The organism is Anabaena sp. CCY 9613 (assembly GCF_963920895.1).
GTDB lineage: Bacteria > Cyanobacteriota > Cyanobacteriia > Cyanobacteriales > Nostocaceae > Cyanocohniella.
On sequence record NZ_CAWUDE010000007.1, the window covers coordinates 1 to 15,034 of the forward strand.

The following is a 15,034-nucleotide window of genomic DNA, read 5'->3' on the forward strand; positions in this document are numbered from 1 at the left end:
ATGGTTGTTTTACTGAAGCTCCGGTTTCAGCGAAGCAAGCCGGAGTACTTCACCTAATTTGTCAGCACAACAAATCCAGCAGACGCAGAAATATGACACCTATGACAGGTGGCAATGTTTTTGGTCTGTTAGGGTTATTCCCTGATGCTTAAAGACCGATCACATATTTTTGCCACTCGTTATGCAGTCCACTCTTAAGATGTTTACTAACTTCAAAATAAAGGCTGCTGTAGGGTTGGCGTGGCGGATGGCGCAAAGGCATATGCGCTTCATATGGTGTGCGATTTCCTTTTTTGACATTGCAACGCACACAAGCCGTAACAATGTTTTCCCAAGTATCGCCTCCGCCACGCGATCGCGGAATTACGTGGTCAAGTGTCAACTCATCTCCGGTATAACCGCAGTACTGACAAGCATGACTGTCACGGTGCAAAATATTTCGGCGAGTTAGAGGAATTTCTTTGTAGGGAACGCGCACATAATGACGCAACCGAATCACAGTCGGCAACGGAAAATCTGTATACAAGAATTTACCGTTATGTTCAATGCGTTCTGCTTTGCCTTTAATTAACAGAATCACAGCGCGACGCCAGCTCGTAATATTGAGCGGTTCGTAAGAGGCGTTTAGGACTAAAACCTTCCCCATTGGTTAGCGCTCGAGGTATTAGTTTTACATATATTAACACAAAGATACTCTTCTTGGGAGATGAGAATAAATTATACTTTCGGAATAATTCAAGAACTAAAATTTACAAACCACTAATGATTTCTGGCAAATCCTGACAGAAAAGAGACTTAAGCCGTTTTTTCATGAACATAAAAAAATAGTAGGGTAGTCGTCATCAGCCCTCAGCCTGAAAAAAAATTTATTCTAAACGTTGAACAGATGCCAAAATTCCTCGTACTGGCAGTATTAGCCAAACTGATATAGCTGAAAAATGATCAGCTACAAGGGTTGGTAACAAAGAAAAATACAGCATTTTGACAACCAAAGTAAACATTGATTTACTTATCTGCCACCTCAGTATGTTGTGTAAATTCCCTAATCAACGGTAAACTTCCTGATTAACTCTGATGTGGCTGTTAATAGTGTGCATAAGAATATATAGACAATCTAGAAGTGCAAGAGTGGCGTGATAGGAGTGTATAAAAATGTTAAGTGGCAAACAAACCCCTACCTTTAGTGATCAGCAACAGTGCGACACCTATGCTTGGTTCTCGCAACGTGCTTGGGTAGAAATTGATTTGGGTGCGTTATCGCATAATGTACAGCAATTAGTAAAGTTGTTGTCGCCACGTACCCAGTTGATGGCAGTAGTTAAAGCTGATGCCTATGGTCATGGCGCCGTGACAGTAGCTCAAACAGCACTACAAGCGGGAGCTAGTTGGTTAGGAGTTGCGACAGTTCCAGAGGGCATTCAATTACGAGAAGGTGGGATAAAAGCACCAATTTTGATTTTAGGTGCAACTCATACGCCAGAACAAATTCATGCGATCGCCCATTGGAAACTACAGCCTACTTTGTGCAGTCTCAAACAAGCTTTTGTTTTCTCTAATGTTTTAGAAAGCATTAATTACGGTTCTTCTGTACCTGTACACATCAAATTAGATACGGGAATGTCGAGATTGGGAACTGATTGGCAACAAGCAGGTGAATTTGTCCAGTTAGTTCAACGCTTACCACACCTGAATATTGCCAGCATTTACTCACACCTAGCCACAGCAGATAGTCCTGATCCGGCAATTATGCAAGAACAGCATAGACGATTTGAGCAGGCGATCGCCCAAATCCAAGACATGGGAATTGAGCCACCCTGCTTACACTTAGCCAACTCAGCAGCCACTCTTGCAGACCCAGCATTACACTACGATATTGTGCGCGCAGGTTTAGCCATTTACGGACTATATCCAGCCACTCATTTACAAAATGTAATTAACCTCAAGTCCGTTTTGCAGTTAAAGGCACGAGTTACCCACGTGAAAACAATTGCCGCCGGTACAGGTGTAAGTTACGGTCAACAATTTATTGCCCCCCGTGAACTCAGCATCGCCGTCGTTGGCATCGGCTATGCTGATGGTGTGCCGCGAAATCTTTCCAACAAAATGCAAGTATTAATTCGTGGTCAGCGCCTACCCCAAATTGGCGCTATCACAATGGATCAATTAATGCTTGATGCCAGCGCTATTCCAGACTTACAAGAAGGCGAAGTAGTTACCCTACTGGGAGAACAAGGAAAAGAAGAAATTTCAGCTAACCATTGGGCAGAACAACTAAATACTATTTCTTGGGAAATTCTCTGCGGCTTCAAGCATCGTTTACCTCGTGTTGCAGTTATATGATGGGGATTAGGGATTGGGGAAAAATCTTCTTGATAAAAACCACTCGTTGAAAGTGTCTTTAACCCGGAGAGTGTCAACTCCTCATTCCCTCTTCCCATATAAGATTTCGTGTGTTATCATAAAAAACTGATGCGGATGTGGCGAAATTGGCAGACGCGCTAGATTTAGGTTCTAGTTCCGAAAGGAGTGAAGGTTCAAGTCCTTTCATCCGCACTTTCAAAGCCAAACTAAAAAGTAGACTCTCAGGAGTAGGTGTAGGTAAATATTACCTGTGCCAATGTTAGGTTATGGATTAACTAATTTCTCATCTAAAAATCCAAACTTATCAGCTGACGCTATAGGTGCAAAACTCCATATATTGACATGGGAGATGTAGCGCCGACAGCATGTCAGTTGTTTTGAGATGATTTTGAACTCACGTTGAGTACAAGTCAGTCGAGCCGCAATTTATAGTCGCCAGGTATTTGTGCTTGAGGGTTAGTGAGCAGAGATCAGCAAGGAAGATATGCGATCGCACCTCTAGCAGCTTTTGCCAAAATCTCAAATTGAGAAGAAAATTTTATCCCATCACATTAATATTAGTTCCTGAAGTGGGAATTATATAGACAATTGCACTAATACGAAGTTGAGGTATAGTTCATTGTTAATTTATATAAATCTCCCGTAAGTTTACTTAATTAGCCGTCTGAGATTCCCACTCTCAATGGAATCTAAGTGTAAATACTGTCAAAAGCTAAGTTGAATTTTGTTAATTTAGCAGTACTGTTTCTCCGACTTTTTCTGAAAAATTCATCAGAGCCAAATGGCTGTATTTGGTCTTTATCTTTGCCTAACATCTCATGATTATTTAGTAAGTAAATTTGCTTATACTTACTTCACAAATAGAGATTTAAAAATCACAACTGCGGCCTTTAAGTTTAACCACAAATTCCCCAGTAAAATTTTTGTACCTGTTACTCAAAAACGCTATTAACCCACATGTATGGGGAAGTGTGGCCAAGCTTCTGCACAAATTTAGCTGAAGTAAAAGCAAAATGAATACAACTTCTATAAGTAGTTATCGATTACCCCAAAAACTACATCCCTTATCTCTGTTAGCCCAATTAACTGGTCGCCACGCTACAGGTTGTTTACGTATATTTACTGAAACAGCTTCTTGGTCAATTAATATAGAGGACGGTAAACTTACTTACGCCTCTTGTTCAGATAAACTATTTGAGCGGCTTGATTACCATTTGCAGCGCCTCAGTCAACAAATTCCCACTCTGAACAGCGCCATTCGTGTGCAAATGCGGTTGATGTTTGAACCGAAAAATGAACATCAGTCCATGCCATATGCAGATTATCAAGCAATTTGTTGGTTGGTGAATCAGGAATATATCACCTCCACCCAAGCAGAAACTCTGATATACGAATTAGCCAAAGAAGTGCTGGAGTCATTTCTGGGTTTAATCGAAGGGAATTATGAATTTTCTCCGGAAAACTCCTGGGAGGAACTACCAAAGTTCTGTTATTTGGATTTGCGTTTACTAGTCGAACATTGTCAAAGGCAGTTAAGAAATCGGACAAATGTCCAGCCACAAGTTAATCCGGGTAAGGGTTATTCACTTTTATCTAAAATCAAGCCGCCTGCCATTCAAACTAAATTTTCCCATAATCAACAATTTTCGCCATCAAAAAGTTTTGAGTCACCTGGACACATTCATCACAAAAATGACCAGCAGGTTATCAAAAAAACTTTATATACAATTGCTTGCATTGATGATAGTCAAACAGTGTTAAATTCCATCAAAATGTTTTTGGATGGCAAGACATTTTCTGTGGTTACAATCAACGATCCTGTCAAAGCTTTAATGCAAATACTCCGCAGTAAACCAGACTTAATTTTACTAGATGTAGAGATGCCCAATTTAGATGGCTATGAACTGTGTTCTTTATTAAGGAGACATTCAGCTTTTAAAAATACCCCAATTATTATGGTGACTGGGAGGACAGGATTTATTGACAGAGCCAAAGCAAAAATGGTCAGATCATCGGGTTATTTAACTAAACCTTTCACACAACCAGAGTTACTAAAAATGGTGTTTAAATACCTAGATTAATTGTCATGAATCTAGGGAAAAACATGCTTAATCTTGTTTTTGCATCTGAAACAATTCTCAACATATATCACCTATAAGGTTCTTGATTACAAACTACGAATTGATATTGTCAGGAGAAGAAAAATGAACTTAACTTTAGTTGGCACAATTTTAATTGTTGAAGATTCGCCTAGTGAATTGGAACTAATGAGTTATTATCTCAAAGAAAGTGGTTATAACATCATTCAGGCAGTAAGTGCAAAAGATGCCTTAGAACAAGCTATCTCACAGCAGCCAGACGTAATTATTACCGATGTAGTCATGCCAGGAATGAGTGGATTTGAGCTGTGTCGTTCCCTCAAAAAACATCCTTTGACTCAAAAATTGCCCATAGTAATTTGCAGTTCTAAAAATCTAGAAATTGATAGATTATGGGCGATGAAACAAGGAGCAGACATTTATATTACCAAGCCTTATACACGCGAACAGTTACTGCGTGCTATTAAATCAGTCGTACTTTAAATAAATGAATAATTCTAAAATTATACTTGACCAAACACTTGACAAACAACCTAAAAAAAATAAATTAGGAGATGGTTATCTCAAGTTTCAGCTAAATCAGCAAATCACTGCTATTGTAGCTATGAATTATACGCAAGAAGCAGTTATTGTACCTGTTGAATCTATAACTTCTATGCCGAATATGCTGACTTGTATACTCGGATTAATGAATTGGCGAAGTCGCATAATTTGGGCTATTGATTTACCTAGAATGCTCAATTTAGAATCTTTAGATAATAGATTGAGACATTATAATGTCATCGTTATCAAGGTGGAATCACTGCTTCTAGGCTTAGTTGTGCAAGAAATCAAAGGTATAACTAAGTTTATGCCTGATGATATTCAGTCTCCTGTAGGACAAGTCGCATCTAGTTTAGTACCTTATTTACGTGGATGTGTTGTTCAACAAGAGGAAATATTACTGGCATTAGATGCACAAGCTATTGTGCATTCTCCTATTTTCCGCAGTGATTAGGTGCTACTAAAATTTAGATTTTTAGTGTTCTCATTTACCTATTCAAGCGAATTAGATTATGTTTAATAAAACTGACACGGCTAAGAGTAATCATACTCAAAAACAGGAAACCTTTTTTTCGTTTCCCAAAATTACTGATCAGCAAGTAGATTTGCCGATACAAAATCATCCGGAAACGAATAATCATGCTTATAAAAATCAGGTATTTGGATATTTCCACCGACTCGGCTTGAGTAAAAAAGCAGTAATTATAGCGATCGCTATTGGCACTTTACCAACTTTGGTGATGGGGGCGATCGCCTATAGATTGGCTCATAAATCTATTACTCAACAAATCGCCCAATCTCAAACAGCGGCAGTTACTAATCTATCAGATCAGGTAAACCGCTTTATGTTGGGAAAGTATGAAGATATTCAAATTATCTCAAGTTTACCATTTTTAACCAATGCCAGAGTTAGTAAAAGTACCACTGCTGCCGAAAAACAGTTAGTTTTAAATCGCTTTGTTGAACCTTATAAGGCATATAGTAGTATTGCTGTTTTTGATATTGAAGGTAACTTGATAGTCCAATCTGTCGGCAAACCTTTGGATCATGGTAAAGACCGTAATTACTTTTGGGAGACTCTGAAAAAAGATACTCCATTTATCAGTAAGCTAGAAAAATCAGTTATGGAAATCGCTGCACCTGTCAAAAATGACGTTTCTGGCGAAACCATTGGTGTAGTCCGAGCAAGTATCCCCATCAAATCCTTAGAAGATACGCTGAAAAACTACACAGTCAACGGGCGTAAATATTATTTGCTCGATACATCAGGCAAAGTTTTTCTAACTCCTCAAACAGAATTATTAGGTACAAAATATCCTGGTTTAGCTCAACTACTCAAAGCCCACAAAGTAGATAGTTTTACAGCAGTTAATCATCAACAACGACAACTAGTTAGTTACATTCCACCCGGCAGACTCGACGGCTTCCCTGGTTTAAATTGGCAGGTATTATTAACTACAGATACCGCCACAGCATTTGTACCCCAGAGACAATTACTCCAAACAATAGCAATTGGCACATTACTAACCGCAATCATCACAGCTGCGATCGCAGTTTGGTTAGCCAAGTGTACCACTCAGCCAATTTTAAATGCTGCTACGGCTTTATCGAAAATCAATCAAGGCGAACTGGATACTCGTTTGGCCACAGCCACAACAGATGAGTTAGGCCAAATGAATGCTGACATTAACCAAGTAGCATCCCAATTACAAGTCTTACTTAAAGAACAAGCAGTCATACACCAAGCCAGACATAATTGGGAACTCAATTCTGACCAAACACTGCAATTGCAACTTTTAGAACTACTCAATGAAGTAGAAGGTGCAGCCAGAGGAGACTTGACAGTACGCGCAGACGTGACGGCTGGGGAAATTGGGACTGTTGCCGACTTTTTCAACTCCATTGTCGAAAATCTCCGGGATATCGTCACCCAAGTTAAACAAGCTGCTACCCAAGTTAACGGCGCAATTGGTTCTAACGAAGGCGCAATTCGCCAATTAGCAGAAGAAGCACTCACCCAAGCTGCCGAAATTAACCGCACTTTAGATGCAGTTGACCAAATGACTTCTTCCATGAAAAGCGTTGCTGAAAACGCCCAACAAGCCGCTGTGGTAGCTAACCATGCCGCCCAAACTGCCACCAAGAGTGGAGAAGCAATGGATTTAACAGTCCAAAACATTCTGTGTTTGCGAGAAACTGTGGGTGACACGGCTAAAAAAGTCAAACGCTTAGGAGAATCTTCGCAACAAATCTCTCGCGTAGTTTCTTTAATTAACCAAATTGCCACCCAAACCAACTTACTCGCCATCAACGCCGGTATTGAAGCCGCCCGCGCCGGTGAAGAAGGCCAAGGTTTTGCGGTAGTTGCAGAAGAAGTAGGCGAATTAGCTGTACGTAGTGCCGCCGCTACCCAAGAAATCGAGCAAATTGTGGAGAACATCCAACGGGAAACCAGCGAAGTTGTGCAGGCTATGGAAATAGGCACTACCCAAGTTGTACAAGGTACTCAAATTGTCGAAGAAGCCAAGCACAGCCTGGGTGAGATTTTAGATGTATCACGACAAATAGATTCATTGGTACAGTCAATTTCCACAGCAACGGCATCTCAGTTACAAACATCTCAATCAGTTAGCCAATTGATGCAAAATATTGCCGCCATTTCCCAACGCACTAGAGATTCTTCTCGCTCAGTTTCCGAATCTCTACACCAAACCGTGGAAATTTCCCAGCAATTACAAGAAACAGTGGAAACTTTCAAAGTTAATTGAGTTAGCCAGTAGGAGGATATAGGGGCAAAATTCCCAGTCTCTAGCCTCTAGCCCCTAGCCTCTAATCCCCAATGACTAAATAAAACTTATGTCAAAAGATAAAGAACTAGAAATCCAGATGCAATTTCTGGAAGAAGCCACAGATTACTTAAATACCTTAGAAGCAGTATTGTTGGAAATCAATACTATTCACCGCATTGATTTAGATAGAATTAATGCAGCACTGCGAGCTGCCCATTCCATCAAAGGCGGTGCGGGGATGATGGGATTTCGGGCGCTAAGTGATTTGGCGCATCGTTTGGAAGATTCTTTTAAAGTTTTAAAAACCCGCAAAAATTCTCTAGAAATTGACACAGATTTACAAACTTTACTGCTTTCTGGTGTTGATTGGCTACGTCAGATAGTGGACTTACTCTCACAAGGAAATGTTATTGAAGACCAGTGGTTAACTACCTTTTGTTATCCAGTTTTTGACGAACTACGCCATCGCCTGGGTGAACCTACCCCGGAAGACGCTTCTAGTATGTTATCGCCAGAAGATGGTCAAGACATTACGCCGTTGTTGTTTGAAACCGAAGTAGAAGGATGTTTACAACGCCTAGAAGCTGTAATTGCAGATAGCGCCCAGCCTTGTTTGCAAGAAGAAGTAGCTATTATGGCGGCTGAATTGGGCGGTTTGGGGGAAATGTTGCAGTTGCCAGCTTTTACCAGCCTTTGTGAGTCCATAGCCCATCATATCAGCAACACCACAAGCGATCGCGTGTCCGAAATCGCCCAAATAGCTTTACAAGCATGGCGGCGATCGCAAGCTTTGGTTTTAACAAATCAACGAGATAATTTACCGACAAAAATTGAGTTAACTGAAGTAGTAACTACTCCAGCAATTTATAATCAACATTCCAAAGCAGAGGCTATTGCTGAGTTTCTCGCCACCGAATCATTCCTAGAAGATGCACCAATAACTAATGTTGACATCCCAGAAGAAAGTTTGGTTTTGGCTCCCGAAATTACCACCACCGACTATACATTTATTGAACACACAGACGAGCTAAATAACGTTAGCAAAGACTGGGAAATACCAGACAATACTGTGCGGGTTCCCAGTAAACAACTGGAGCAAATTAATGATTTATTTGGCGAACTAATTGTCCAGCGCAATGGCTTAAATTCGCAACTAGAAAAATTACGTAAACTTGTGCGTAATCTGAATCAGCGAGTACAAATTCTCGAAAGAGAAAACCATGAATTGCGGACAATTTACGATAAAATTGCCATGCCGTTGGTGAAAACATCCGGCGTGCGTTCACCTACGGTGGGGCGTAGCCCATCGCTTACAGAAATTGATATAGAACATATCTCAGAATTTGATACCTTAGAACTGGATCGGTATAACGGATTAAACCTGCGATCGCAGGAAGTAATGGAAACCATTGTCCAGGTACAAGAAGTCACAACAGATATTCAATTAAGTGTTGACGATACAGATCAAATTGCTCGCAAACTGAATAAAACATCGAAACAATTACAAACAAAACTCACACATATTCGGATGCGTCCCATCTCTGATTTAGTGGAGCGTTTTCCGAGAGCTTTACGTGACCTCAATGTAGAATACGGCAAAAATGTCCAACTAAAAGTTGAAGGTGGTAACACCTTAATTGAACGCAGCATTTTAGAAGCTTTAAACGAGCCGATGATGCATTTATTAAGAAATGCCTTTGATCATGGTATCGAAGATGCTGCCACACGCCGCACTTTAAATAAACCAGAACAAGGATTAATTGAAATTACCGCTACCCATCGCAGTAATCGCACAATCCTGACAATGCGTGATGATGGTCGGGGCATTTCTTTAGAAAAAATTCGCTCCCGTGCCGCAGCTATGGGATTAGATACTACTTTAGTAGCTAGTGCTAGCGACGAAGAACTATTATCACTAATTTTTGAACCAGGGTTTACCACCTCCGACCAAGTAACCGCCTTATCTGGTCGTGGTGTCGGTATGGATGTAGTTCGCAATAACCTCAAATCGGTGCGAGGAGACATAACAGTAGACACCGAATTAGGAGTAGGAACTACCTTTACCCTCTCAGTACCATTTACACTTTCCGTAGCGCGGGTACTGCTAGTAGAAAGCAATAAAATGCTTTTGGCATTTCCCACAGAAGTCGTTTCCGAAATATTTTTACTGCAAAACGAACGAGTATTTTCAATGGCAGGTAGCGAAGTCCTCAACTGGCAAGGAACTATGCTGCCATTGATTCGCCTTGGTCGCTACTTCGAGTTTAATTGTCCGCGCTATGATAACTCAGAACGGGAAACTCCCCCAGCAATCAACGCTAGCAGTGTCTTAATAGTTAAAGGTAATAATCAGCCAGTAGCCATCCAAGTAGACCGTTGCTGGGGTGAACAAGAAGTAGCCATTCGCCAAGTCGAGGGCAATATACCTTTACCAGAAGGCTTTAGTAACTGCACAATTCTCGGTGATGGTCGAGTATTAGCATTAGTTAATACTAACGAATTACTATATTGGATTGCCACTAATCAACGTACTCCCAAAAACAAGCAATTACCATCAGTTAGGTTAAAAACACCTTTCCTGTGCTTTGATAACAACAAACAACCAGCACCTACTACTAATAACAAAGGCACAATTTTAATTATCGATGACTCAATTAACGTGCGGCGTTTTTTAGCCTTAACTTTAGAAAAAGGTGGGTATCAAGTAGAACAAGCCAAAGACGGTCAAGATGCCTTAGAAAAACTAGAAACTGGCTTAAAAGTCGCAGCAGTAATTTGTGATATTGAAATGCCGCGCCTTGATGGTTATGGCTTCTTAGGTCGCATCAATTCCCACATGGATATGAAACATATTCCAGTTGCCATGTTGACCTCTCGCAGCAGTGATAAACATCGACAATTAGCCATGCAATTAGGAGCGCGGGCGTATTTTTCTAAGCCTTACAACGAACAGGATTTACTCAAAACTCTTGAAGAAATTATTGGTAATGTTCCCGCAACGGCAACATCGCATTAAGCCGCAAACTAGTGGAGACTCGCCTAAATGAATTACGAACAAAAAGCTCCCCGAATTTTTGAAAAAATCCGGGATATGAGCCTTGCGCTCACAGATTAAGACAAAATTGCTATATTTTGCTGAATTTCAGTGATATACTGACAAACAAAATCAGTATTTTCACTCTCATGAATGAATAATGGTATCCCTGTAAAAATCCTGTTTTTAGCTGCTGATCCTAGTGATGCGTCTCGGCTACGCTTGGGGCAGGAATTACGAGATATCAAAGAAAGACTGCAAATAGCTAAAGAAGCACACAAGTATCAAATAGAGCAACGAGAATCAGTGCGCGTCGGGGATATTACACAAGCAATATTTGATGTTAACCCGCAAATAATACATTTCTCTGGACATGGTAAAAGTACTGGTGAACTTGGGTTTGAGAATAAAATCGGTCAAATTCAGCCTGTAGAGCCTGAAGCTTTAGCAGCTATGTTTGGGTTATTCGATCAAGTTGAGTGTGTGCTACTTAATGCCTGTTATTCTGAGATACAGGCGAAAGCCATTGCTGAACATATCCCCTTTGTGATTGGGATGAATGATGCTATTGGTGATGCAGCTGCGATCGCATTTGCCGTTGGTTTTTATAAAGCATTAGTAGCCAATCGTTCCATTGAAGATGCTTATAAGTTTGGCTGTGTGGAAATTCGATTACAAGGCATTCCAGAGTATCTCAAACCAGTTATTTATGTAAAAAAAAACACTTAAAGCCTCCCATTATTAAAAGTACAGTTACAAACCCCTTCATTCCTCAACAAGGCAGAATAGAAGATCCCCAACAATTTTTTGGGCGAGAAAGTGAAACTCGGCGGATATTTGAAGTACTTAATAGTGGTAGTAGCATTGCTTTAATTGGGGAAGAGGGTATTGGCAAATCTTCTCTGTTATGGGCTATTTGTCAACAGGCCGAAAGTCGTCTCCAGCGTCAACCAGTGTTTCTCGACTTAAATTTACTGCATGATGAAAACGAATTTTACAGTGCTTTGTGCTACGAGGTAGGTATATCTGACAGCAAAGGCTATATGCTAACTCGCAATTTACGAGATAAAAGAGTACTTTTGGCTATAGATAATGTCGGTAAGTTTACTTGGACGGGTTTTACTCGCCAAGTCCGAGATCAACTGCGCGGTTTAGCCGAGGGAAGTAATGCTTGTCTGCGGTTAATTTTAGCAGCCAGTGAACCATTAGAAAGGTTATTTAACGATAGTCAAGATGACGGTAGAACATCACCACTGGCTGGTATTTGCCAAGAGGAATATATCAAGCCTTGGGATAAAACCAGCGCCATTGATTTTATTAATAGTCGTTTAGCTTTAACTTCCGTGAGTTTTACTGAAGCAGAAATCATGCAAATAATCCGAGAAAGTGGTGGACATCCCCGGAAACTCATGCAGTTGTGTTATCGAACTTATTCAAATTATACGGAGGGTATGTGATTCACCATAGCCTTTTGACCTCTCCCCCAACCCCTCTCCGACGCAAAGAGGGGAGTAATCTTGCTCCCTTCCCTATGAGGGAAGGGGGTTGGGGGGTTAGGTTCTTCACCAACGAAGATGGAAGCTGAATCATGAGCCAACAGCCCCCAGTACCTCGCCTAGACTTAGCACCTAAATTGCGGCGACCCCTCTCACTATGGAAACCCTTAGATTACCTCCGCCTGCTGTATTGGGTGTGTTTCTTTCCCCAAGCTTTGCGATGGTATGTAGATACCTTTGGGGGTGGGTATACACCTGCAAAGGAGATGAATTTGCGAAAAGGATGGGAATCGTTGCGTAAAAATCCCAACGAGCGTCAATTGCTTTTACAAGGGTTGGTATTGACAGTAGTTATACCCTTAGTTGTAAATCTAATTTTAGAAACATTAGGCGTTTCTATTGACTGGTTCGGCGTGGCGGAAGGCGTGGCGGAAGGCGTGGCGGTAGGCGTGGCGGTAGGCGTGGCGGTAGGCGTGGCGGGAGGCGTGAGGCTAGGCGTGGCGTTCGGCGTGGCGGGAGGCGTGGCGTTCGGCGTGGGGGTAGGCGTGGCGGGAGGCGTGGCGGTAGGCGTGGCGGTAGGCGTGGCGGGAGGCGTGGCGTTCGGCGTGGGGCTAGGCGTGGCGGGAGGCGTGGCGGTAGGCGTATCTAACCTACGTCTGGAAACATGGCTTTTTAGCTTACCTTTCAACTCGTACTCTCTTAAAACTGGAACCTGGCAATTTCCCCGCATAACTCCTCTTCCCTTACCCCGTCTCGCTTCTCGTTTGCAAACTTGGTTGCAACAAGATTGGGAAATAGGTGTGCATAATGCTAATCAACTGCTGGCGTATACCCTGCAATTTATTCCTGTTGTACAAGCAGTTGATAAAGTACTTGCCAAAACAGCATCAGATCAAATTATTTGGCGTGTTTCTCGACTAGCAGAAGATCCATTTGACTGGAACCTACTACGTTTTACTTCTGCTTTTCTAAGTGCAAATTTGAAATTAGATACTCCTGCTCATGCTACTGTTGCTGGTTTTTGGTATCTGCATGAAAAACAACCAGAAAAAGCGTTTGAGGCTTTTATTGTAGTGCGTTCTCTTCTTTATGGAGAGGAAATGTATACCCTAGCCAAAACCCTAGCACTGTATAATCAAGGCCGAAAACCTACAAAAATTGCCACCATACAATTACCTACTTTTCCACAACAACCCTTATTACGTCCAACTACTTGGCAAGCTCTTAACAGTTTGTGCCGAGTCATTGAAGATGTCCAATTTGTTGAACGCAGCGTGTCTCGTTCCGCGAGGTCTTTAGCTCTCAATCGTGCCTTAGGTGAACTTACAAATATACTCAACACAGGTGACACTCTACCACAAGCAGAACGAGGTCTAATTGTAGACATTGCTCAAACTTGGCAAGCAAGCCTTTTACAAATCGCTGGCGAAGTGGGAGAAATTACTATCACCCAGCCTGTAACTAATCCTTATGTAGTTGGCGACCCGGTACAAGACGCTTTATTTGTAGGTAGAGAAGATATCATTCGGCAATTAGAAGAACTTTGGATAACAGGTCATCAACTCCAGTCTGTAGTTATCTACGGTCATAGACGCATGGGTAAAACTTCTATCCTAATTAATGCTTCTAAATCTATAGGTGCAGGAATCCAGCTAGTTTATATCAACCTCCTGCGTTTGGGAAATAGTCCCCAAGGAGTCGGTGAGGTGCTGATGGCAATTACTGATGAAATTTCTCAAGTTGTGCAACTTCCACCCCCAAGTGATGCTGATTTACTTAACCTTCCCTACCGAACTTTTGAACGCTATTTAAAACAAGTGACCACAAAATTAGATGGTGGGTTAATCATCGCCTTAGACGAGTTTGAAAAAATTGAAGATTTAATCACAGCAGAAAAAATCCCGCCGGATTTTATGGGTTATCTGCGGGGACTGGTGCAGATGAGTCCCAAAATAGCCTTTGCTTTAGCTGGGTTGCACACTTTAGAAGAAATGACCACCGATTATTTTCAACCTTTCTACGCCAGTGTTGCTTCTGCTATCAAAGTTGGTTTTATGAATCCAGGGACTACACGCCAAATTTTAGCCAACCCAGTGATTGAAGATTTCCCCCTAGACTATACCCCAGAAGCTTTAGACGAAATTTATCAACTAACATCCGGCCAACCATATTTATTACAACTGGTAGGTTTCCAGCTAGTACGCCACTACAATGATTTTGTTTTTGAGCAAAGACGTTCCCGTAATCCAGTTTTCACCGTGGAAGATGTGCAAGCTGTCATCCAAGACCCAGTATTTTTTAAACGGGGAAGCGGTTACTTTACTGGGGTTTGGGGACAGGCGGCTCAAGGTGCTGATGGTCAGCAAGTCATATTACAGTTACTTGCACCCCACCCAGAAGGTCTAAGTTTGGATGCCTTAACTCAGTCTACAAGTCTGGGTAGTGAAATTATTCAGGCAGCACTGACTACTTTAAAGCGTCATGATGTAGTTGAAGAGATTCAAGGAGACTGGCGGATTATCGTAGAACTTTTTCGCCGCTGGATTTTGCAAGAAAAACTAGACATCTCAAATCCCTGACGAGTGGGTAAGTGATTACGCAAAATTAAATATATATTGCGATTGCTTCGTTCCTCTCTACGAGACGCTACGCGGTAAGCGCAGCTATGCCCGCTAGGGCTTTACGCAATGACAAGGGTTTGAAGTTTTCCAC

At 41.5% G+C, this 15,034-nt stretch carries 10 protein-coding genes and 1 tRNA gene; 10 read left to right on the forward strand and 1 reads right to left on the reverse strand.

Annotated features, from left to right (window positions below; genetic code table 11):
- Positions 1 to 148 precede the first annotated feature (148 nt).
- Positions 149 to 646: an HNH endonuclease gene (locus ACM0OT_RS10100; RefSeq protein ID WP_414541979.1), complete on the reverse strand. Its 498-nt coding sequence runs from the start codon at positions 644 to 646 to the stop codon at positions 149 to 151.
- A gap of 506 nt (positions 647 to 1,152) precedes the next feature.
- Here ACM0OT_RS10100 and alr point away from each other — a divergent pair.
- The 10 genes from alr (at position 1,153) to ACM0OT_RS10150 (ending at position 14,901) form a co-directional block, all read left to right on the forward strand.
- The gene (alr, locus tag ACM0OT_RS10105; protein ID WP_414564244.1) at positions 1,153 to 2,340 is read left to right on the forward strand and encodes an alanine racemase; all 1,188 of its coding nucleotides are present in this window, start codon (positions 1,153 to 1,155) and stop codon (positions 2,338 to 2,340) included.
- Positions 2,341 to 2,471: 131 nt separating this feature from the next.
- Positions 2,472 to 2,553: transfer RNA gene (locus ACM0OT_RS10110), tRNA-Leu, on the forward strand.
- Positions 2,554 to 3,374: 821 nt separating this feature from the next.
- The gene (locus ACM0OT_RS10115) at positions 3,375 to 4,442 is read left to right on the forward strand and encodes a response regulator (RefSeq protein ID WP_414564245.1); all 1,068 of its coding nucleotides are present in this window, start codon (positions 3,375 to 3,377) and stop codon (positions 4,440 to 4,442) included.
- A gap of 123 nt (positions 4,443 to 4,565) precedes the next feature.
- Entirely contained in the window at positions 4,566 to 4,943 is a 378-nt protein-coding gene (locus tag ACM0OT_RS10120; RefSeq protein WP_414564246.1) for a response regulator, read from the forward strand.
- 4 nt (positions 4,944 to 4,947) lie between these two features.
- The gene (locus ACM0OT_RS10125; protein ID WP_414564247.1) at positions 4,948 to 5,457 is read left to right on the forward strand and encodes a chemotaxis protein CheW; all 510 of its coding nucleotides are present in this window, start codon (positions 4,948 to 4,950) and stop codon (positions 5,455 to 5,457) included.
- Positions 5,458 to 5,515: 58 nt separating this feature from the next.
- The gene (locus ACM0OT_RS10130) at positions 5,516 to 7,771 is read left to right on the forward strand and encodes a methyl-accepting chemotaxis protein (protein ID WP_414564248.1); all 2,256 of its coding nucleotides are present in this window, start codon (positions 5,516 to 5,518) and stop codon (positions 7,769 to 7,771) included.
- An 88-nt stretch (positions 7,772 to 7,859) separates the two neighbouring features.
- Complete coding sequence (locus ACM0OT_RS10135) at positions 7,860 to 10,808, forward strand: response regulator (RefSeq protein WP_414564249.1); 2,949 nt, start codon at positions 7,860 to 7,862, stop codon at positions 10,806 to 10,808.
- A 171-nt stretch (positions 10,809 to 10,979) separates the two neighbouring features.
- Positions 10,980 to 11,555, forward strand: a complete 576-nt coding sequence (locus tag ACM0OT_RS10140; protein ID WP_414564250.1) for a CHAT domain-containing protein — start codon at positions 10,980 to 10,982, stop codon at positions 11,553 to 11,555.
- A gap of 104 nt (positions 11,556 to 11,659) precedes the next feature.
- Positions 11,660 to 12,283 (forward strand): AAA family ATPase, encoded by a 624-nt coding sequence (locus ACM0OT_RS10145; protein WP_414564413.1) that lies wholly within the window; start codon positions 11,660 to 11,662, stop codon positions 12,281 to 12,283.
- A gap of 131 nt (positions 12,284 to 12,414) precedes the next feature.
- Positions 12,415 to 14,901, forward strand: coding sequence for an AAA family ATPase (locus tag ACM0OT_RS10150; RefSeq protein ID WP_414564251.1), 2,487 nt, complete (start codon positions 12,415 to 12,417; stop codon positions 14,899 to 14,901).
- The last annotated feature ends 133 nt before the right edge of the window (positions 14,902 to 15,034 follow it).